The following is a 20665-nucleotide window of genomic DNA, read 5'->3' as shown; positions in this document are numbered from 1 at the left end:
CGTAGAGTCTCTTAAAGCATGAAGGCAATGCGCCAGTTAACGCTCACATGATCCGGGCCGAGCCAGTCGGGGTAGTGCAAAGGCGTACCGACCGAAATCTGGCTGCTGTACCAGCGCCCTGCGCTGCTCAGCCCCACCGAGCCTCCCCATAACGTGCCGGAGGCAAAGCGGTCCTGACGGTCTTTTTCCAGCCAGCCACCGTCAACGGCGACCGTTGCGCTCACCGCACCAATCACCGGGAGGGTGAAGAGGGAATACCCCAGCTCGTTACGCCAGTAGCCGCCGTTGTCCCCGGACAGGTACTGCTCTTTAAAACCGCGCACGGAGCTTTCGCCGCCGAGCGTCAGGCGCTCGGAGCCGTACAGCCGGTCGGGCGACCACTGGCCGTAGGCGCTGGTCAGCCACCACGCGTTACGGGTGACAGGACGCTGGAAGCTGGCGTTCAGACTCCATTTGCGGAATTCCGCCCGCGGCATATCCCCGGACTTATCTTCGTCGGTTTCGGCATTGAACCACGGCATGCCGTGGCTCCAGGTCGGGTTGAAGGTCGCCACGCCGCCCAGCATTTTTTGCGTATGCGTAATGCCCAGGACCAGGCTGGAGAGGTTGCGCGTGCTGCTCTGAAGCGGCGCGTCGTTAAGCCAGTTGCGGCTGGAGCGCTGAACCACGCCTGCCGCAATGCCGGTTTTGACATCCCCGTTGCGGAAGACCACCCAGGACGCGTTAACACGGTGGGTTTTGGTATCGCCCGTGGAGAGCCAGTTGAACCCCTGGTTACTGATGGTGGTCCGGTAGTTACTCCAGGCGTAGCTGTAGTCCAGTAATCCGTAACCAAACGGCACGCTGACGCCCGCCTGGAAATTCTGCGCATCGTACGCGCTGGCAAAATCACTGCTGCGCCCGCCGCTGACAAACCATTTATCCGCCAGCCCCAGCATATTATTGGCGGTGAGCACGCCACTCAGCTGATCTTCCCCGGTACTCTTCTGCCCGCTATTATCCAGGCTTACGGATGCACTTAAGGGAAATTCCGGTTTTGCCGTGAGATTAACGATGGAATATCCGGCCTGCGTCCCCGGAAGAATTTCAATCTGAACCGGCTCTGTACGCAAACGGTTAATTTGCTCCATGCCCTGTTCGATGTCGCGTAAATTAAGAATGCCGCCCACCCGTCCCGGAAACGCCATTTTCAGCATGCGCGGCGTTTCGCCTTCCAGACGGATCGCTTCCAGCCGACCTTCCAGCACAACAATATTCAGCTGGCCGCCGGAGAGATCCTGCTCGGTAAGAAAAGCGCGGCTGGTGATATAGCCCCGGCTGATATACCAGTCAGAAATATGGGCGAGAAGTTCCGTTATTTTCGCCATATCCAGACAGCGGCCCTGCCACGGCGCGACAAGGGTCTGCCGGGTTTTCGGGGAGATTAAGGTCGCACCGGAAAGGGTAATGGTATGAATGGTGAAACAGGGTCCGGAGCCGGTAACAGGCAGCGGTCTGGCAGGCGCGGGGCGAGGAATACTGCGCTCCAGCTCTTCACGCTGTTGCTGGTTCTGTAATAAAAGCTGCTGCTGTTGCTGTTGAATGGAATCGCGATCGGCTGGTGACAAGGGGGCAGCGTTCACGCTCGCTGAAAAAAGCGCAAAAGATAAGATAAAAACAATATAATTTGCTAATGAAATTATTATTTTTTTTATTTTATTGCTATTCATCCATGCCACAAAATTTATTCGCAATTAATATTTCCGAAATATAGGACCATTCTTAATGCGAGTATATCTAATTTGCTTTAAGGGACATCAAAGAAAATACTTTTTCAGAAAAGTGAGAGGTTGATTAAGAAAATATGAGAAATGATTTAACTCACCCTTAAATCTTGAGTTAGTCGTAATACACTAGGCATGAAGCCGAAACGTTTTTCGCCACTCAGCAGGGCTCACCCCAAAACGCGCCTTAAACTGCTGTCGCCAGGTGACGGCGGAATTAAATCCCACCAGCTCAGCAACGCGCTCAATCGGCATATTTCCGGCTTCAAGCAGGATCTGGCTGCGCCGCAGGCGCTCGGCGGTAAGCCAGTCGGCGACGCTCAATCCCGTGGCTTTAATAAAATGACTGGTCAGGGTGCGGCGGCTCATCGAAACCACCTCCGCCAGGGAGTCCAGGCTATGCGGTTCGGTGATGTGCTGCTGTAGGTAGTCGATGAGGCAGTTAATGCGTCCGTCGCGGGTATCTTTGGGTACCGGCTGGGCGATGAACTGCGCCTGCCCGCCCTCGCGGTGGGGCGGAACAATCATCCGACGGGCAATCTGATTAGCAACCACGCTGCCAAAGCGCTGGCGAATGATATACAGGCAGCAGTCGAGGGCAGCGGCAGTACCGGCGGAGGTGATGATATTGCCGTCATCCACGTAAAGGGCATTAATATCCAGCTGAACGTTCGGGAAGAGCGACTGAAACTGACGTTCGAACTCCCAGTGGGTGGCCGCACGTTTGCCGTCGAGGATCCCCGCCCAGGCCAGCACAAACGATCCCAGACACAGCCCGACGATTTCTGCACCGTGGTCTCTCGCCTGCACCAGGCTCTCGAGCAGCACCTGCGGCGGGCGTTCCAGAACGTGCTGCCAGTAGGGAACGACAACAATATCGGCCTGCCCAATGGCGGTAAAATCCTGCGTGGCGTTGAGAGCAAATCCGTCTTTTGAGGTAAGTAACCCCGGCGTTTCGGCGCAAATCGTCACGTTAAAGCGCTTTTCGCCGGAGACCGAATCGCCAAACAGAATGCAGGGAACGGAGTAGTGAAACGGGCTGAACCCGTCTACCGCGACAATCGCGACGTTGATTAGCGACATCTGTCTCTCCTTTCCCTTTAACGCACTCAGAATATAACGGTTTCGCCATCCTGGGGAATGCTCACTGCGTCACTCACCTGATTAGCTTCAACGTACTCACGCAGCGCGCTGCGGGTCAACAGGCAGTGGTTAATGGCCTCCATATGGCTCGCCACAATGTTGGCCTGCGGCAGCAGGAAATGAACGTTAAGCACGTCCTCCTGCCCCATAATAATGGGCCCAAAACCAATGACGTGGGCATAGCCGGCGTTCAGTACCACCACGTCCGGCTGGTGTTTTTGCAGATCGGCCGCCACCTCGTCACGCCAGACGGTATCCCCTGCAAGATAGAGCGTCTTCTCATCAGGATGACGCAGCACCACGCCACAGGCCTCGCCCAGCCGTTCTGCCAGCTCCGGCACGGCATAAGCGCGATCGGTCCCGTGCTGGCCGCCGCGGGTTTTCGTAATCTGAATATCGCCGAAGGTGGTCGCGTCGGTCATGACCGTCAGGTTGTTAAATCCCTGACTGCGCAGCAGCGCTGCGTCACGGTCGTTTTGCACGTAGATCGGTTTATCTTTGGCGATCAGCTCCACCGCGGCGCGATCCCAGTGATCGTCATGGGTATGGGTGACGATCACCGCGTCGGCGTCCAGCAGCGTGTTGACGTCAACGGGGAGTTCAACCGTCGGGTTACGGCGTTCGGCATACGCCGTGCCGGGGAAGCCCGGATAAGCACCCTTTGGGGCCAGCATCGGGTCGATTAAAAGACGTTTTCCGGCGTAGGAAATCAGCTGGGTGGCGTTGCGAATGTGGGTAATGTTCATGGGCTATCCTCCTGTTGGTGTGATAAGGAGGATAGCCAGCCGTCGCAATTGACGCTGTGGGCTAAAGGGCGATTACCGATGGAATCGGGCCAAGATAAGCAACCCGTTTTCTGTCACATCGTTTACCAGCCCGGCACTGCCCCGCCGTTAAAGATCGTCTCAGCCGCTTTTGCCACTTCAGGTGACTGATACGACTCGATAAACGCCTTCACATTCTCCGCGTCTTTGTTGTCTTCGCGCGTAACCACGATGTTCACGTACGGCGAGTTTTTGTCTTCAATAAAGACGCTGTCATGCACCGGTGACAGCCCGGTTTGCTGGATATAGGTGGTGCTGATGATGGCGACATCCACTTTCGGGTCGTCCAACACGCGCGGCAGCTGCGCCCCTTCCAGCTCCATAATTTTCAGCTGCTTAGGGTTGGCGGTAATATCCAGCGCGGTCGGCAGCAGCCCGGTATTCGGCTTCAGGGTAATGAGCTTCTCTTTTTGCAACAGCAGCAGCGCGCGGCCCAGGTTGGTCGGGTCGTTTGGAATGGCAATGGTTGCCCCGTCCTTCAGGTCAGACACGGATTTGATTTTGCGGGAATAGCCGGCCATCGGGAAAACAAAGGTGTTCGCCACGGCCACCAGCTTGTAGCCATGCGCCTTGTTATCCTCTGCAAGGAACGGGCGATGCTGGAAGACGTTGGCATCCAGTTCCCCCTGGTTGGTGGCATCGTTAGGCAACAGCGAGCCGCTGAAGCCCACCAGCTCCACGTCCAGGCCATATTTCTCTTTTGCCACCTTTTTGGCGACTTCCGCTACGTCCTGTTCGGCGCCGTTGATGACGCCGACTTTAATGTGTTTGGCATCGCTGCCACTTTGATCGCACCCTGCCAGCAGCAGGCCAGCCAGTACCAGAGCACCCAATCGACGTTTCACAAGACAGTTCCTTTTGCTGAATGTTGTAGTGACTATATCGACAACGAGGCGGGGAAATAAAAACCGAAAAAGAATCAATAAGAAGGATAAGTTATATGCGGTCTGTTGCCGGGTGGCGCTGCGCTTACCCGGCCTACAGATTCAGGGCTTAAAGGGCTTTCGCCAGATAATGCCGCTGCATGCCCGGGTACGGATAATCCTGCAAAGACATCTGCAGCTGGTACCCCTGCTTTTCATAGAACGGACGCGCCTGGAAGCTGGCGGTATCGACCAGCGCGTGCTTGCAGCCTTTGCGTCTGGCTTCATCTTCAGCCGTTTTGATGAGCTGGCTGCCCACGCCGGATCCGCGCACGGCATCGCTCACCCAGAGAAAGTCGATATTCAACCAGTCGCCTTTACGCACCCCAATGAGCCCGCCGAGCATGACGCCTTTATCGTCGCGCACGTAAACGCCAATGTCGCCGCTAAAGTTTGTCAGATCGAGAAACTGTCCGTTATACGCTCTCAGGCCGACAAGCAACTCTTCTTTTTCGGGCGCCGTAACCGCATGAGTAATACTCAGGTGCATATTTTTCTCCTTGTTATCTGTGCCGTTTCACTATCTCACACACGCATCGTGGAGAAAATTCATACTTTCGACTGGAGTCGCTACACTGAATGTAACGATATATTTCATGGGAAGCCTGTGACTTCTAAAGGGGGTTGTTGATGAAAGCTGCGCATCTGGTCTGCCTGCTGGTTTGTCTGCTCTTCGCCGCGTTTGCCCATGCTCAGGAAAAGGAGGATCCGGCGAAAGAGGCGCAGATTAAGCAGCAGGTCCTGAAAGATATAAAGAAAACCTGTACGCCACAGAAAAAGCAGAGCGATAAGGCCTGGCAGGCGATGATTTTGTCGTCAGAGGCCAATCAGTTGCTGATCAAAAATGCCGTTACCGCCGTAAAGCGCGACAACCTGGACGCCTACTGGGCGGCGATTGGTCAGGTGGATTGTATGGAAGATTATTGAGGGCTGGAAACGTGCTTCTCGCCGGGTGGCGGCTGCGCCTTACCCGGCCTACACAACATTTTTAACGCTTACGCACGTCGGGAATGATCAAATCCCCGCGCAGCACATACGAGCCCAGCATCTGCGTTTTCTCCGTCAGCCAACTCACGATACGCGCCGCCATCGCATCCATTGAATATTCAATCGCAGGGATCACCGGAATACCCGGCAGGTGCAGCGATCCGGCAAGGCTGAAGACCATAATGTCCTCAGGCACCGATTTATTAAACGCCTGCAGCTGCGGGATCACCCGCTGGGCTTCCTGCTCGTCCGCCACCAGCAGCGCGTTGAAATTCAGGGTGCTGGCGTTGTTAAGCAGCTCCTGCAGCGCAACGGAGGAGGAGGTCGCGTCCATAAAAACAAGGTTGCGATTAAAGGGCAGGAAATTTTTCTCCAGCGCGTGCTTGTAGCCAAGCAGCACCTGGTCGGCAAACCCGCTGCCGTGCGGATGGATTAGGGCAATCTGGCGTCGACCCTGGCTGGTCAGGTAGTTACAGGCGGTTTCGGCGGCAAAGGCGTGATCGAACTGAATGCTGTTGGAATTATCAGACTCCATGCAGTCAACCAGGATGACGTTGTCCATATCGACGTCCAGCGGGAAACGCGCGCCAATCACCAGGATGTCATCGCAAAGCCCGCGAGAGAGTTCTTCAAGGGCGTGCATCACTTCCGCTTTGCTGTGCGCGAAGCGCAGCAGCAGGTGTTTTTGATGCTGGCTGAGCTGTTTTTCCAGCGCGTACAGATAACCGGTGGTCTGGTTAATGTTTTCCTGTGCGCAAATCACCCCGATACAGCCCGTCGACTGGCTCAGCAGCGACTGGGCAATTACGTTAGGCCGGTAATTCAGCTCATCCACGGCCTTCAGAACGGCCTGACGGCTGGCTTCTTTAACGCCGCGCGACCCACTCAACACTCGCGATACCGTGGCTTTCGACACCCCGGCAAGACGTGATACATCATTGATTGTCGACATCTCTTTCCCCTGACAGGCTTACCTCGCGCCTGCAAATTCCATCACCGCTACGGCTCAGATTATAGCCAGAACGGAGTATATCCGTTTCCCCTTTTCATGGAAACCGATTTTCCGTTTCCACTCAAAATGATGTCAAAACAGCCAAATTATGTGATGCACATCCGGTTAATTAGCCTCATAAGTAATGGATCTTGATGGGTATCACACTTCTGTCTTTTATGAATGGAAACCGGTTTCCGTATCATGTCCAATCATCCTCGCAATAACTATTTACATTTAGAGGATGGTTGTCGATGTTCAAGATTATGCTGTGCTGCTCTGCCGGGATGTCCACCAGCCTGCTGGTCAGCAAAATGGTCGATGTCGCGAAAGAACGTGGTTTGCCGGTGAAGATTGATGCGTACGGTGTTTCCGAATTTGATACGCAGTTTCCGCAATACCAGGTGGTACTTCTCGGACCGCAAGTGAAATACATGTTACAGACACTCTCAGACAAGGCGGCGACGCATGGCATTCCGGTGCAGCCCATCGACATGATGGACTACGGCATGCAGCGTGGCGATAAGGTACTGGACTATGCTCTGTCGCTCATCGAAGCGGCACACTAAAAGGTGTTCACATGAGTTCGTTATATCAATCCATGGTCGCGGTGATTGAGCAGTCAATTACCCCGCTGGCCGCAAAGCTGGGCCAGCAAAAGTACGTGATTGCCATCCGCGACGGCTTTACCGCCGCGCTGCCGTTTATGATCATCGGCTCGTTTATGCTGGTGTTCATCTTCCCGCCGTTCTCGGCGGATACCACCAACAGCTTCGCCCGCGGCTGGCTGGATTTCTCCCAGACCTACCGCGAGCAGCTGATGCTGCCGTTTAACCTCAGCATGGGCGTGATGACCTTCTTCATCTCGGTGGGGATTGGAGCGAGCCTGGGGCGTCAGTTCAACCTTGACCCGGTAATGTCCGGCCTGCTGGCCTTTATGGCCTTCCTGCTGGTCGCCGCGCCCTATGCCGACGGCAAAATCTCGACCCAGTATCTCTCCGGCCAGGGCATCTTCACCGCGCTTATCACCGCCATCTACTCCACCCGCGTCTATGCGTGGTTGAAGCAGAACAACGTCACCATTCGCCTGCCGAAAGAAGTGCCCACCGGCGTGGCGCGTTCGTTTGAGATCCTGATCCCGGTGATGGTGGTGATCGGTACCCTGCACCCGCTGAACCTGTTCATTGAAGCGCAGACCGGGATGATTATCCCGCAGGCGATCATGCACCTGCTGGAGCCGCTGGTGTCCGCCTCTGACTCCCTGCCCGCCATTCTGCTCTCCGTGCTGCTGTGCCAGATCTTCTGGTTTGCGGGTATCCACGGCTCGCTGATTGTCACCGGCATCATGAACCCGTTCTGGATGGCGAACCTATCGGCAAACCAGGCGGCGCTGGCGGCTGGCGCGGCGCTGCCGCACGTTTATCTGCAGGGCTTCTGGGATCACTATCTGCTGATTGGCGGCGTAGGCTCGACCCTGCCGCTGGCGTTCCTGCTGCTGCGCAGCCGCGTGACCCATCTGCGCACCATCGGCAAAATGGGCGTGGTGCCAAGCTTCTTTAACATCAACGAACCGATTCTGTTCGGCGCGCCGATCATCATGAACCCGATGCTGTTTATCCCGTTCGTGTGCGTTCCGCTGGTCAACGCCTGCCTGGCGTACGGCGCAACTAAACTCGGCTGGCTGGCACAGGTCGTGTCATTGACCCCGTGGACCACCCCTGCACCGATTGGCGCGTCATGGGCGGCCAACTGGGCGCTCAGCCCGGTGGTGATGTGCCTGGTCTGCATGGTGATGTCCGCGCTGATGTACCTGCCTTTCCTGCGCGCCTATGAGCGTACGCTCATCAAAAACGAAGAGCAGAAGGCCCAGGCAACCGTCGGCAACGCTGAAGCCGCCAGCAATTAAGTCAAAGAGGAAGAGTCATGAAATACGCATTTCCCGATAACTTCTGGTGGGGCAGCGCAAGCTCCGCTCTCCAGACCGAAGGGGCAAGAGAGGGGGAAACCACATGGGATTACTGGTTTGCCCGCGAGCTAAACCGTTTTTACAACGGCGTGGGGCCGCAGCAGACCTCCACGTTTTATCAGAACTGGAAAACGGACATTCAGCTGTTAAAGCAGCTGAACCACAACAGCTTTCGCACCTCGATTAGCTGGGCGCGCCTGATCCCCGACGGTATCGGTGAAGTGAACCCGGAAGCGGTCGATTTTTATAATCAGGTCATTGATGAACTGAATGAACAGGGCATCACGCCGTTTATCACCCTGTTCCATTTCGACATGCCGATGGCGATGCAGGAGATAGGCGGCTGGGAAAACCGTGACGTGGTGGACGCGTACGCCCGCTATGCGCAGATTTGCTTCGAGCTGTTCGGCGACCGCGTGCTGCACTGGTTTACCTTCAACGAGCCGATTGTGCCGGTGGAAGGCGGTTATCTGTACGACTTCCACTATCCGAACGTGGTGGATTTCCGCCGGGCGGCCACCGTGGCGTATCACACGGTGCTGGCGCATGCGAAGGCGGTTCAGGCCTACCGCGCCGGACATTACGCGGGGGAGATCGGCATCGTGCTGAACCTGACGCCGTCGTATCCGCGCTCGCAAAACCCGGCGGACGTGAAGGCGGCGCACGTTGCGGACCTGATGTTTAACCGCAGCTTCCTTGACCCGGTCCTGCGCGGCGAATACCCGGCGGATCTGGTAGCGCTTCTGAAATCTTACGACCAGCTGCCCGCCTGCAAGCCGGAAGACGGTTTCCTGATTGCGGAAGGGAAAATCGACCTGCTTGGGGTGAACTACTATCAGCCGCGCCGCGTGAAGTGTCGTGACAACGCGGTGAACCCGCAGGCGCCGTTTATGCCGGAGTGGTTCTTTGATAACTACGAGATGCCGGGCCGCAAGATGAATCCGTACCGCGGCTGGGAAATCTACGCGCCAGGTATCTACGATATTCTGATTAACCTGCGCGACAATTACGGTAACCCCCGCTGCTTTATTTCTGAAAACGGGATGGGCGTCGAAAACGAGCAGCGCTTTATTGAAAATGGCCAGATTAACGATCAATACCGCATTGAGTTTATTTCTGAGCATTTAACCTGGCTGCATAAAGGCATTAGCGAAGGGTGTAATTGTCTTGGCTACCATATGTGGACATTTATCGATAACTGGTCGTGGTGCAATGCCTATAAAAATCGCTACGGATTTATCCAGCTCGATCTGGAGACGCAGCAGCGCACCATTAAGAAAAGCGGAGAGTGGTTTGCCTCCACCGCCTTAAATAATAGTTTTGAAAAAGAGTAATGATAATGATCGCACTAGAAGAAGCCGTTATGGAAATTATCGTCAATGCTGGCCAGTCCCGCAGCCTGTGCTTTGAGGCGCTGCATGCGGCTCGCCAGGGCAACATTGACGAAGCCAAAAGCCTGCTGCGCGAAGCCGACGGCTATGCGCGCCAGGCGCACAAGATGCAGACCAAACTGATCGAGCAGGACGCGGGTGAAGCCCGCCAGCCGATGACCTTAATTATGGTGCACGCGCAGGATCATTTAATGAATTCGTTATTAGCGCGTGAATTATCCGAAGAAATTATTCATTTATATCAGAGATAGTCTATGGCGAAATAAACTAATGTAATACCTCTGTACCTTAAATAGAATTCCACTTGTTCTGATGATAGCGACATATTCTGTCAGATCGGAGCGGGATGGTTATTGTCTGAATAAAATTAAACTATATTGAGATAACCATGAATACGATTAAAAAACTTCCATTAACCATGGCGGTTATCGCCGCGCTTTGCCCAATTTCCGTGCTCGCACAAGAATTCACCCAGGAGCAAATCGACGCCATTGTGGCGAAAGCGGTGGATAAAGCCCTGGCCGAACGTCAGGCCAAAATGGATGCGGCGGTTGCGAAAAAAGCCGACGTGGTGACCGAGCCGCAAAGCGCGGCGCAATCCCCGGATATGGCGATCCCGTTCGGGATTAAATTTACCGGCTACGCCCGCTACGGCGCGCACTTCCAGGCCGCCGATCAGAAATACGTGGCTGTCGATGGCTCCTACAACGGCGCGTCCGCCATTGGTCGCCTGGGTAACGAAGGCAACGGCGGGGAATTCCAGCTCTCCAAGGCCTTCAAGGGTGAAAACGGTGCCATCTGGGACATCAACGTGATGATCGACCACTGGGGCGACGAAGTTAACCTGAAAAAAGCCTACGCGGGCGTGACCAACATTATGGCCTCCAACCCGAACGCCTATTTCTGGGCCGGTCGTGACTTCCACCAGCGTCCGCAGCAGGGCATCAACGATTACTTCTGGATGAACCACGACGGCCAGGGCGCCGGGGTGAAGAACTTCAACATCGGCGGCGTGCAGTTCGACGTGGCCGCCGTGGCGGCTGTGGAATCCTGTAGCCCGGAAGTGATGGAGGACGAAGCGAACCCGTCGCGCATCACCTGTACCGGCGGTTCCGGCACGGGCGACAAAGGTAACTACGCTGCGACCTCAAAAATCCATGGCATGAAGCTCGGTCCGCTGGATCTGGAGCTGTACGCCAACTACGGCTTTGACTCGAAAGCGGTGGAGAGCGACGAGCGTCTGAACGCCTGGCAGGGCGGCGTGGTGCTGAGCCACACCAACGACAGCGGCGTGAACAAGGTGATTGCCCGCTACTCCGATAACGCGGACAACAGCGTGTTCAACAAAACCGAGGATCTGACCACGGTCTACGCCAGCTTCGAAGGGCTGTACAAATTCACCCAGGCGACGCAGGTGGAGTACATTCTCGCCTTCCACGATTATGACAACAGCCGCGATAAGACCGACAACCGTAAGAACTACAACGCCATCGTGCGCCCGATGCACTGGTGGAACGACGTTCACTCCACCTGGCTGGAAGCAGGCTGGCAGCACGTTGACTACGATAACGGCGGCGACAACAAGGGCTGGAAGCTGACCCTGTCGCAGAACATGTCTATCGCCATGGGGCCAGAGTTCCGTCCGATGCTGCGCTTCTACGTGACCGGCGGCAAAGTGGATAACGCACGCACCGCGCGCGTGAACAACACCAAAGACGAAACGCTCGACGACTTCAACGTTGGCGCGATGTGGGAGGCGTGGTTCTAAGCAAGGTAGAAGCAAAACGGCAACGAGAGTTGCCGTTTTTAGTGTTTGCTCCCTCTCCCCGTGGGAGAGGGCCGGGGTGAGGGCACCAGCCCGCACACAACCATGCTATGCTGTTGGCCGGATTAACGACAACATAGCAGGGGAGAACATGGGTTCCACACGTAAAGGGATGCTGAACGTTCTGATCGCCGCCGTTTTATGGGGCAGTTCAGGCGTTTGCGCGCAGTACATCATGGAGAAAAGCCACATTTCTTCGCCTTACCTGACCATGGTTCGCCTGCTGTTTACCGGCGTGATCCTGCTGACGCTCTCCTTCGTTCACGGCGACAAGATTTTCTCGGTCATCAAACATCGCAAAGACGCCCTCAGCCTGCTGATATTCTCACTTGTCGGCGCGCTCACCGTGCAGCTCACCTTCCTGCTGACGATTGAAAAATCCAACGCAGCGACCGCTACCGTGCTGCAGTTTCTGTCACCGACCATCATTGTGGCGTGGTTTGCCCTGGCGCGGAAAAAGCGTCCCGGCGTGTTTGTGCTGTCGGCCATCATGACGTCGCTTGTTGGCACCTTCCTGTTGGTGACCCACGGCGACCCAACCTCGCTCTCCATCTCGCCTGCCGCACTGTTCTTCGGCATCGCCTCGGCGTTTGCCGCCGCGTTTTACACCACCTATCCGTCAACGCTGATTGCCCGCTACGGCACATTGCCGATTGTCGGCTGGAGTATGTTAATTGCCGGGTTAATGCTGACGCCGTTCTACGCCGGACGCGGGACGACCTTCGTAATTGACGGCAGCCTGCTGCTGGCGTTTTTCTACCTGGTGGTGATTGGCACGGCGCTGACGTTCAGTCTGTACCTGAAAGGCGCACAGATGATCGGCGGGCCGAAGGCGAGCATTCTGAGCTGCGCCGAGCCGCTGAGCAGCGCGTTGCTGTCGGTGATGTTGCTGGGCGTGGCGTTCACCCTGCCGGACTGGCTGGGAACGCTGCTGATTGTGTCGTCGGTGGTGCTGATTTCGATGGATTCAAGAAGACGGGTGAGGACATCGGCGTAGCCTGATGCCCTCACCCCAACCCTCTCCCACGGGAGAGGGAGAAAAACACTACTTCGCCTTCACCTTCCCCGCCACCAGCAGTGCCGTCAGCAGCATCAGCGTGCCGGAAATCACCAGCGGTGACGTCAGCCCCAGATGGTCGAGCGCCACGCCGCCAATGGCCGCACCGCAGGTGTTTGCCAGCTGGATCACCGCCACCTGAATCGACCCGGCTTTTTCCGCCTGATCGGCAAGCGAGCGGGTGATCCACGTCGACCAGCCCACCGGCACCAGCGCAAAGGCAAAGCCCCAGATAATCGCAATGGCTGACGCAACCCACTTATCGCTGCCCCACAGCACCAGCACCGTGGCGCTCACTGCCAGCACCAGCGGCGCACCCGCCAGCGCCACCTTCAGGGAGCGCTTCAGGAACTGTGACGACAGCGACGTGCCGACAAAGCTGGCGATACCGAAGCTCAGGAGCACCAGCGTCAGGCCGTCGACGTCAAAGCCCGCCATGGTCATATACACCGGGCGTATATAGGTGAAGAAGGCAAACTGCCCGGCAAAGGACATAAAGATCGCGGTCATCCCTGCCAGCACGCCGGGGCGCTTCAGCAGGCTGAACATGTTCTGCTTATGATGCGCCGCTTCGCCCGGCAGGGACGGCAGCGCCTTCCACACCCAGATAATGCAGAGCAGGCCCATCACTGCCGCCGCGTTGAAGACGTTACGCCAGCCGATAATCCCGCCCAGGAAACTGCCCAGCGGCGCGGCAATCACCAGCGCGATAGAGACCGCACCGAAGATAACGGAAAGCGCTTTTGGCACCGTACGCTCGGGCACCAGGCGCATGGTGAGCGAGGCCGACATCGCCCAGAAGCCGCCTAATCCCAGCCCCAGACAGGCGCGCCCCAGCAGCAGCAGGGTGAAGCTTTCCGCGAAGGAGACCAGCAGGCAGGAGAGCGTCAGCAGCACGCTGAACAGGATGACCACTTTACGGCGGTCGATGGTGCCAATCACCTGGGTGATAAACAGGCTGGCGAACATCGCCACGAAGGCGGTGACAGTAACGGACTGACCCGCCACGCCCTCGGAAATACCCAGATCCTGCGCCATCGGCGTCAGGAGGCTGACCGGCAGAAACTCAACGGTAATCAGGCAAGCGACGCAGAACGCCACGGCGAAAACGGCCGACCAGTTGGGGCGTGAAACCTCGTTGGTCTGCGGTCTGGTCGTGGGCTGGATATGTTCTGTCATGGCGTCACCTGAAGATAAAAACGTGCGGAAAAGTCGCGCAGTTTATCATCAAAAGTGTGACGAATTTAACGTTTAGACAACTTTTGTCGTTTTTACAGGGGATCAGTGCAGGTAAAACACGCCCTCTTCCGGCAGGAAGAGCTGGTTATAGCGCAGCTGGAAGGCGTTCAGCTCCTGCGGATCGGGTTCCATCTCGCGCATAAAGCCAAGCGCGAGACGAATTTGTGCATCGGTGATAGGCGCAGCCAGGCGGGCTTTACGCAGCAGGCGGTGCCACGTGTGCAGGTTCTCTTCACTGCCGTCGACAATGCAGACCTGCCAGATGAGCAGCACCTGTGCGGCGTTTTGCAGATGCGCTTCGTCCGGGCGCTCAAGGTAGCGGATAAACTCATTGCCCGACGTTTTACCAAACTGGTCGATCATCGACTCAACCGGCATCGGGGTGATCCCAAGACGCTCGCTTAAACGTTTGATGGCGCGGCGGGAATCTGAGGTCAGGACGCGAAATCCCACCACAAACACCACGGCAAGCGTTGCCAGCATTATCCAGACCATGCGTTCTCCTTAGACTAGCCGCTCATCATAGCGGGAAACGCACGGCGTCGACAGCGGGTAGAAGCATAATAGTGAATGGAAAAGCGCTGGAAAAACGGCAGGAAAGTCGTTTTAGTTTTTATGGGGACGATTATATATACACGGTGTATGGTCAATGCCTGGCGGTAACGAATCTTCACTTCAGGGAAAGAGCGAACATGTCCATAACAATCAGTGTCCTGCTGGAGAACAGACCTAATCCCGGCGCTAAAAATTTACTGCGAGCTAAAGCAGGACTCAGCCTGTTTATACAGGATGAAAATGATTCCATTCTGTTTGATACCGGTCCGGATGATAGCTTCATACATAACGCAGCTCTGATGGGAGTCGATTTGACCCGCCTGACCGCAGCTGTACTTTCTCACGGGCACTATGACCATTGCGGCGGCGTTCCGTGGTTACCGGATAATTGCCGGATCGTCTGCCATCCCCACGTGGCCTGCGAGCGCTACTCGGCAATACAGTTTTCAGGGTATACCGCCAGATTAAAAAAGTTGTCGCTGAAAAATGATTATTCACACTATCGCATGGAATACAGCAGCACCCCGCTCCAGATTGGGAAGCGCTTTATATGGTCAGGGGAGATCCCTGTCGCCAAACCGCACGCATACGGTGTTATCGGTAGTAAAAATGCGAATGTGGATTATGTGAAAGATGAAGGGGTTCTAATTTATAAATCTGACCGTGGCCTGGTCATTTTTATCGGCTGTGGGCACCGAGGTCTGATCGATATTGTGCGTCACTGTCAGAGAATAACCGGCATCAACCATATTCATGCAATTTTCGGTGGTTTCCATCTTCGCTGTGCGTCACCGCGTAAGCTCTGGGCACTCAGGCAGTTTCTGCACGGCCTACAACCCGACAAAATAATGGGCTGCCATTGTACGGGTAAATGGGGCAATTTGTGGTTGCCGGACGCGGTTACCCCGGCAACAGGGGATATTTTTGTTCTGGGGTAGGTCTTAACTCAGCTAATAAAAAAGCCCGGCATCACACACCGGGCAAAGAAGTTACCTGCACACTCAGGCTGTTTTTAATTTCTGCGCACGATTCTCACGGCGAATTTTACGTTCTTCCAGCACGGCTACCATCGCCATCAGGACGATACAGCCAATCGCTGCTGCATCCAGCGCCGCGAAGGTGCCCGCCCAGCCGGTGAGGCCGAAAATCGGCGTGCCGTCAGCAATCATCCCCAGACCCAGCTTGGCGAAGCTGTCACCGATCAGGTAGGCGAAGGTGCCCTTAATCCCATCGGCGGCGCCGATCGCTTTTTTCGGGACGAAGCCCACTGCTGCCACGCCAATCAGCAGCTGCGGACCAAACACCAGGAAGCCGAGCGCGAACAGTGACGCCAGGTAAACGTACTGGTTGCTGGCGTGCTGGTAGACGCCGAGCGTGGCGATAATCAGCGCCAGCGCGACGCAGGCCACCAGCGCGCGACGGCCATTGGCGAGGTCGGAGAGCCAGCCCCATAGCAGGGTACCAACCAGCGCGCCCACTTCGAACAGGGTGAAGCCCTGAATCGCCACCTCTTTAGAAAGCTTCAGCTCCTGGAAGGCATACACGGTCGACCACTGGTCGATGCCGATACGCACGACGTAGAGGAAGATGTTCGAGAAGCAAAGCAGCCAGATCACTTTGTTTTTCAGCACGTACTCAACAAAGATCTGCCATTTGGACATCTCGTTTTCTTCGGTCTCTTTGTCCTCTTCGCTGATCTCCTCGCCGAACAGCTCTTCGGCTTTGCCGAGGCCGTACGATTCCGGGGAGTCACTGCCGTAGCGCAGGCCGATAAAGCCGACAATCAGGGCGATAATCGACGGGAAGATAAACATGCCGATCACGTGGCCGTCGAACAGGTAGTTAGCGCCAAACAGCGCCACGCCAGCCGCACCGGCACCGCCGAGGTTGTGGGAGATGTTCCACATGCCGAGGTACGAACCACGCTTGCGGCGCGGCGTCCATTTGGTGATGGTGGAGTAGCTGCAGGACCCGCCGGTACTCTGGAAGAAACCGCTCAGGGCGTAGAAGGCGATCATCAGGAACAGGCTAACGGACCCTGCGCCCATGCTGGCGCTGAAGCCGAGCATACAGATGGCGGAGAGGATCAGCATAAACGGCAGGAACTGCTTGGTGTTTTTGCCGTCCGCGTAGTAGGAAACGACGGTTTTACCCACGCCGTAGGTGATGGAGAAGCCCAGGCCAATCATCCCCAGCTGCGTCATGCTCAGCCCGTAGGTGGAGATCATGTCGTTCTGCGCGATGTTAAAGTTTTTACGGATCAGGTACATGGTCAGGTAGCCGATGAAGACCACCAGATAAGACTGCATGAACGGTTTGAACCACATTTTGCGCCGCACGTCGAGCGGCAGATCCAGGGTCGGCTTGCGCACCTGATTTAAGAAGGCCAGCATGACTGAGTTACTCCTGAGCTGATTTTTGCAGCATTGTAAAAACCAGCCGGGAGAGATGCCTGAGACAGCGTCCAGGTGAAACCGGGAAAATTTCTTAGTTTTGCGCCACTCGGCAGCAAAAGGTGAGGCGCGTCACGCTTCGCGCGGCGCCTGCGCGTTCAAAAACGGCAGCAGCAGCAGGGCGGAGATCCCCGCCGCGATGGCGATCGCCGCGAAGAAACCGCTCCAGTGCCAGATGTCGATCACCCGCGCCAGCGGCCAGCCGGAGAGCGATGCGCCAAGGTAGGCAAACAGCCCGACAAAGCCCGTCGCCGCACCAGCAGCCTCTTTGTGCGAGCACTCTGCCGCCGCCATGCCGATCAGCATCTGCGGGCCGAACACGAAGAAGCCGGTGGTGAAGAAGCACGCCGCCTGCATCACATAGCTGGCAAACGGCATCAGCCACAGCGAGCCGACGGAGAGCAAAATCCCGGCGGCGAAGATCAGGTTCATCGGGCCGCGGTTGCCGTTGAACAGCTTGTCCGAGCCCCAGCCCGCCACCAGCGCGCCGATAAACCCGCCCAGTTCGAACATCGTCACCGCCGAGTTGGCGGTCACCAGGTCCACGCCGAGCGTCTCGGACATGTACAGATTACCCCAGTCGTTGATGGCCGCACGCACCACGTAAACCAGTACGTAGCAGAGCGACAGCAGCCAGATATACGGGTTTTTCAGCACATATTTGGTGAGGATCTCTTTGCGCGTCAGCCCTGCCCCCTCCTGCTGTTGCGCCATTTCCATCTCGTCGTGCCGCCAGTCGCCCACCGCGGGCAAGCCAACGGTTTGCGGCCTGTCGCGCAGGCGCCAGCAGAGGAACAGCCCGGCGACAATCGCGAGGCCACCGGCAATCATCATCCCCGTGCGCCAGCCGTAGTGCAGCGCTGCGGCACCCACCACCATCGGGATCAGCGCCCCGCCGACATTATGCGCGGTGTTCCAGATTGCCCACCAGCCGCCGCGCTCGTTGCGCGAATACCAGGCGGTGAGCAGGCGGGCGCAGACCGGCGCGCCCCAGCCCTGGAAAAAGGCGTTCAGCGCCCACAGCAGGGCGAAGGCCCACAGCGAGGTGGAGAAGCCAAACAGAATGTTCACCACGCCGGTGGCGATCAGCCCAACGCCCATAAAATAGCGCGCGTTAGAGCGGTCGCTGACGATGCCGGAGAAGAACTTCGACAGGCCGTAGGTGATGTAAAACAGCGTCGCCAGCAGGCCGATATCGGTGCGCGTCATCACGCCGCTGGCGAGGATCTCCGGCGCGGCGGCGTTGAAGCTTTTGCGGGTAAAGTAGAAAAGCGCGTAGCCGAGCCAGATAGCGATCAGAATATGGCGACGCCAGTAGCGGTAGCGGGCGTCGATTTCCGCTTTGTTACCTATCGGTGCGGCGTTCGCGGGGGTCTTAAACATGGTGGCTCCTTAGCGGCAGGCTGACGCTGACGCGCGTCCCGTGGGTGCAGGAGAGGTTCAGCGTGCCGCCGAGCGCCTTCACGCGCTCGCGCATGCCCGCCAGGCCAAAGCCCTGCTGGCCGGAGCCCGGCGGCAGGCCGCAGCCGTCGTCTTCAATTACCAGCATCAGGCGCTCGTCCTGCTCCCAGCCCTGCATCGTGACCGCGCTGGCACTGGCGTGTTTGACGATATTGTTCAGCCCCTCCTGACAGACGCGGAACAGCGTCACGCGCTGGCCTTCGCTCAGGACAGATTCGTTAATTCGCCAGTCGAGATGGCTGACAATGCCGCGGCTTTCCAGCTCCATCTCGCGCATCAGGGAACGCACCGCCTGCTCCAGCGACAGGTCGTCGAGCTGGCGCGGACGCAGCCTGCCGAGGAGGCGTCGCACCGAGTCATACACGCCCAGCGAAAGCTGCTCGATATGCGCTCCGCCCTGCTTCACGCCCGCGTTTTCCGCCGCCAGACGCTGGACAATGCCCGCCTGGGTGCGGATGGCGGTGATCGTCTGGCCGATATCATCGTGCAGCTCGCGGGCGACCTCCTGCCGCACGCTCTCTTCGGTCTCCAGCAGGCGTTCAGCCAGACGCCGGTTGCGCGCCAGCTCGGTTTGCAGGGACTGGTTCAGCTCGCGCAGGCGCTGAATGCCTGCGCCGAGCAGCAGCCCGGTCAGGCTCTGGGCCAGCAGGGAAAGCAGCAGGTCCACCGGATGGTCGTGCCAGGTCTGGCTGGCGATCAGCGCGATGGCGTTCATTAGGGTGGCGATCAGCGCCCCCTGCCAGCCGTAGTGCCAGGCCAGGGCGATAATCGGCAGCGCAAGGCAAAATGGGGTAAAGCGTGAAAGCTCGGCAGGTAGACCCAGTTGAAGCCAGAGGCTTACCACGAACAGCAGCAGATACCAGATGAGATGCCGGGCGCGCCAGTTCACCGGTTGGGAAACCAGCGCCGGGCCGAGCGGCTGCCAGACGGTACTGGTGAGGTAATGCCAGATGACGAGGCAGGTCGGCGCGAGGGTCAGGCCGCCTGTCAGGGTCAGCAGCAGCGCGTTGAGCATCTCCTTATCACCCGCCCACGGCAGGGACTGCAGCAGCGCGGCGGCAATCAGCGCCGCCCCCTGTCGCAGCAGCGTGCGCCAGTCGCGCTGGTGACGGTAGCGGGAAATGAGGGCAACAGGGAGCAGCGTGAGCAGGCTTCCGGTCATCAATAATGGCAGGTGCGCCAGAGCGACTTCCTGCGCCAGCCAGACCAGCAGCAGCCACTCTGCGCCCAGCAAAACCGGCCAGTATCCGCGCGGGCACTGGAGCATGAGCCCCAGTCGCAGGCCGAAGGGAAACAGCAGCACCGCCAGCTCGGGGCGTTCCACCAGGTGCAGGCTGATGCTCCATAAGCAGAACCATGCGGCGGAGAAGATAAAAAAGCTGGCAACGACGGCGATCAGCCGCGAAAAGACGGGACTCATTGCCAGCTGTCGAACATGCGGCGCGCCAGTTCGACGTCGTTGCTGACGTTAAGTTTTTCCATCAGGTTGGCGCGGTGAACGTGTACGGTTTTCGGGGACAGTTCCAGCTCGGCGGCAATCTCTTTTACCGACATTCCCTGCGCGAGTTTTTCCGCAACCTGGCGCTCGCGTTTGGTGAGCGGATCCTGACGTCCGGCCGCCAGCTTGATGGCGATATCCGGCGTTAAGTAGCAGCCGCCGGTGGAGACGGTGCGCACCGCGGCAATCAGCTCGTCCGGGCTACAGCGTTTGGAGAGGAACCCGCGCGCCCCCGCGTTGAGTGCCTGCTCGACCAGCGCCGGGCTGTCGTGGACAGACAGCATAATCGTCGACATTCCTTTCGGCAGCTGGCTTAGCAGCTCCAGCCCGGAGAGATCCGGCATCGAGATGTCGCAGATACAGACCTGCACCCCGCGCCCCGGCAGGCCCGCCAGCGCCTCGCGACCGGAGCCAAACTCGGCCACGACCTGGAAATCTGGTTCGAGGTTGAGAAGCTGGGCAAAGCCAGAGCGGACGATAAGGTGGTCGTCGATAAGGGCGATGGTGGTCATGTGTCTTCCTGCGGTCTGAAAACGCCGGATGGCGCTGCGCTTATCCGGCCTACAAGAGCGAAAGACGCTTACCTTAA

Annotated in this window: 20 protein-coding genes; 8 read left to right on the top strand and 12 right to left on the bottom strand. The window is 57.4% G+C overall.

Going from position 1 to position 20665, the window contains the following annotated elements; all coding sequences use genetic code 11:
* Positions 1 to 11: 11 nt before the first annotated feature.
* From AC4IC4_RS00265 to AC4IC4_RS00245, 5 genes are all read right to left on the bottom strand, one after another.
* Positions 12 to 1709, bottom strand: coding sequence for a ShlB/FhaC/HecB family hemolysin secretion/activation protein (locus tag AC4IC4_RS00265; protein ID WP_491472855.1), 1698 nt, complete (start codon positions 1707 to 1709; stop codon positions 12 to 14).
* A gap of 183 nt (positions 1710 to 1892) precedes the next feature.
* The gene (locus AC4IC4_RS00260; RefSeq protein WP_491471953.1) at positions 1893 to 2846 is read right to left on the bottom strand and encodes a GlxA family transcriptional regulator; all 954 of its coding nucleotides are present in this window, start codon (positions 2844 to 2846) and stop codon (positions 1893 to 1895) included.
* 26 nt (positions 2847 to 2872) lie between these two features.
* On the bottom strand, positions 2873 to 3652 hold the full coding sequence (locus tag AC4IC4_RS00255; protein WP_491471952.1) for an MBL fold metallo-hydrolase: 780 nt from the start codon (positions 3650 to 3652) through the stop codon (positions 2873 to 2875).
* Positions 3653 to 3774: 122 nt separating this feature from the next.
* Positions 3775 to 4575 (bottom strand): lipoprotein NlpA, encoded by an 801-nt coding sequence (gene nlpA / locus AC4IC4_RS00250; RefSeq protein ID WP_491471951.1) that lies wholly within the window; start codon positions 4573 to 4575, stop codon positions 3775 to 3777.
* Positions 4576 to 4723: 148 nt separating this feature from the next.
* Positions 4724 to 5143, bottom strand: a complete 420-nt coding sequence (locus AC4IC4_RS00245; protein ID WP_048992763.1) for a GNAT family N-acetyltransferase — start codon at positions 5141 to 5143, stop codon at positions 4724 to 4726.
* A gap of 140 nt (positions 5144 to 5283) precedes the next feature.
* On the opposite strand from AC4IC4_RS00245, the gene AC4IC4_RS00240 reads away from it, so the two are divergent.
* Positions 5284 to 5580, top strand: coding sequence for a YicS family protein (locus AC4IC4_RS00240; protein WP_491471950.1), 297 nt, complete (start codon positions 5284 to 5286; stop codon positions 5578 to 5580).
* 61 nt (positions 5581 to 5641) lie between these two features.
* Here AC4IC4_RS00240 and AC4IC4_RS00235 read toward each other — a convergent pair whose 3' ends face one another.
* Complete coding sequence (locus tag AC4IC4_RS00235; RefSeq protein WP_491471949.1) at positions 5642 to 6592, bottom strand: LacI family DNA-binding transcriptional regulator; 951 nt, start codon at positions 6590 to 6592, stop codon at positions 5642 to 5644.
* Positions 6593 to 6885: 293 nt separating this feature from the next.
* On the opposite strand from AC4IC4_RS00235, the gene AC4IC4_RS00230 reads away from it, so the two are divergent.
* From AC4IC4_RS00230 to AC4IC4_RS00205, 6 genes are all read left to right on the top strand, one after another.
* On the top strand, positions 6886 to 7200 hold the full coding sequence (locus tag AC4IC4_RS00230) for a PTS sugar transporter subunit IIB (protein WP_032644367.1): 315 nt from the start codon (positions 6886 to 6888) through the stop codon (positions 7198 to 7200).
* A gap of 11 nt (positions 7201 to 7211) precedes the next feature.
* Positions 7212 to 8537, top strand: a complete 1326-nt coding sequence (locus tag AC4IC4_RS00225; protein ID WP_032648525.1) for a PTS sugar transporter subunit IIC — start codon at positions 7212 to 7214, stop codon at positions 8535 to 8537.
* Between the two features lie 17 nt (positions 8538 to 8554).
* Positions 8555 to 9931, top strand: a complete 1377-nt coding sequence (locus AC4IC4_RS00220; RefSeq protein ID WP_491471948.1) for a glycoside hydrolase family 1 protein — start codon at positions 8555 to 8557, stop codon at positions 9929 to 9931.
* 5 nt (positions 9932 to 9936) lie between these two features.
* Positions 9937 to 10239 (top strand): PTS lactose/cellobiose transporter subunit IIA, encoded by a 303-nt coding sequence (locus AC4IC4_RS00215; RefSeq protein ID WP_008500136.1) that lies wholly within the window; start codon positions 9937 to 9939, stop codon positions 10237 to 10239.
* 137 nt (positions 10240 to 10376) lie between these two features.
* Positions 10377 to 11756: a carbohydrate porin gene (locus AC4IC4_RS00210; RefSeq protein ID WP_491471947.1), complete on the top strand. Its 1380-nt coding sequence runs from the start codon at positions 10377 to 10379 to the stop codon at positions 11754 to 11756.
* A gap of 148 nt (positions 11757 to 11904) precedes the next feature.
* Positions 11905 to 12810, top strand: coding sequence for a DMT family transporter (locus AC4IC4_RS00205; RefSeq protein WP_473721666.1), 906 nt, complete (start codon positions 11905 to 11907; stop codon positions 12808 to 12810).
* Between the two features lie 48 nt (positions 12811 to 12858).
* On the opposite strand, the gene nepI is transcribed toward AC4IC4_RS00205, so the two are convergent.
* Both nepI and AC4IC4_RS00195 read right to left on the bottom strand, forming a co-directional pair.
* Positions 12859 to 14049 carry a purine ribonucleoside efflux pump NepI gene (gene nepI, locus AC4IC4_RS00200; protein ID WP_491471946.1) on the bottom strand — a complete coding sequence of 397 codons (1191 nt, stop codon included), beginning with the start codon at positions 14047 to 14049 and terminating at the stop codon, positions 12859 to 12861.
* Positions 14050 to 14151: 102 nt separating this feature from the next.
* Positions 14152 to 14604 carry a DUF1198 domain-containing protein gene (locus AC4IC4_RS00195; RefSeq protein ID WP_024907368.1) on the bottom strand — a complete coding sequence of 151 codons (453 nt, stop codon included), beginning with the start codon at positions 14602 to 14604 and terminating at the stop codon, positions 14152 to 14154.
* 197 nt (positions 14605 to 14801) lie between these two features.
* Between AC4IC4_RS00195 and AC4IC4_RS00190 the strand changes: the two genes are divergently transcribed.
* Positions 14802 to 15602: an MBL fold metallo-hydrolase gene (locus AC4IC4_RS00190; protein WP_157189896.1), complete on the top strand. Its 801-nt coding sequence runs from the start codon at positions 14802 to 14804 to the stop codon at positions 15600 to 15602.
* 63 nt (positions 15603 to 15665) lie between these two features.
* On the opposite strand, the gene uhpT is transcribed toward AC4IC4_RS00190, so the two are convergent.
* From uhpT to uhpA, 4 genes are all read right to left on the bottom strand, one after another.
* The gene (uhpT, locus tag AC4IC4_RS00185; protein ID WP_023309834.1) at positions 15666 to 17057 is read right to left on the bottom strand and encodes a hexose-6-phosphate:phosphate antiporter UhpT; all 1392 of its coding nucleotides are present in this window, start codon (positions 17055 to 17057) and stop codon (positions 15666 to 15668) included.
* Between the two features lie 132 nt (positions 17058 to 17189).
* The gene (locus tag AC4IC4_RS00180) at positions 17190 to 18500 is read right to left on the bottom strand and encodes an MFS transporter (RefSeq protein ID WP_491471945.1); all 1311 of its coding nucleotides are present in this window, start codon (positions 18498 to 18500) and stop codon (positions 17190 to 17192) included.
* Positions 18493 to 19998, bottom strand: a complete 1506-nt coding sequence (gene uhpB, locus AC4IC4_RS00175; protein WP_491471944.1) for a signal transduction histidine-protein kinase/phosphatase UhpB — start codon at positions 19996 to 19998, stop codon at positions 18493 to 18495. Before uhpB ends, AC4IC4_RS00180 begins: the two co-directional genes overlap by 8 nt.
* Positions 19995 to 20588 (bottom strand): response regulator transcription factor UhpA, encoded by a 594-nt coding sequence (uhpA, locus tag AC4IC4_RS00170; protein WP_108417255.1) that lies wholly within the window; start codon positions 20586 to 20588, stop codon positions 19995 to 19997. The genes uhpB and uhpA overlap by 4 nt, the downstream gene beginning before the upstream one ends.
* Between the last annotated feature and the right edge of the window lie 77 nt (positions 20589 to 20665).

This window comes from Enterobacter sp. Taxon_2 (assembly GCF_058355295.1).
The sequence above is the reverse complement of the archived record's forward strand: the minus strand, read 5'-3'. Positions and strand labels throughout refer to the sequence as shown.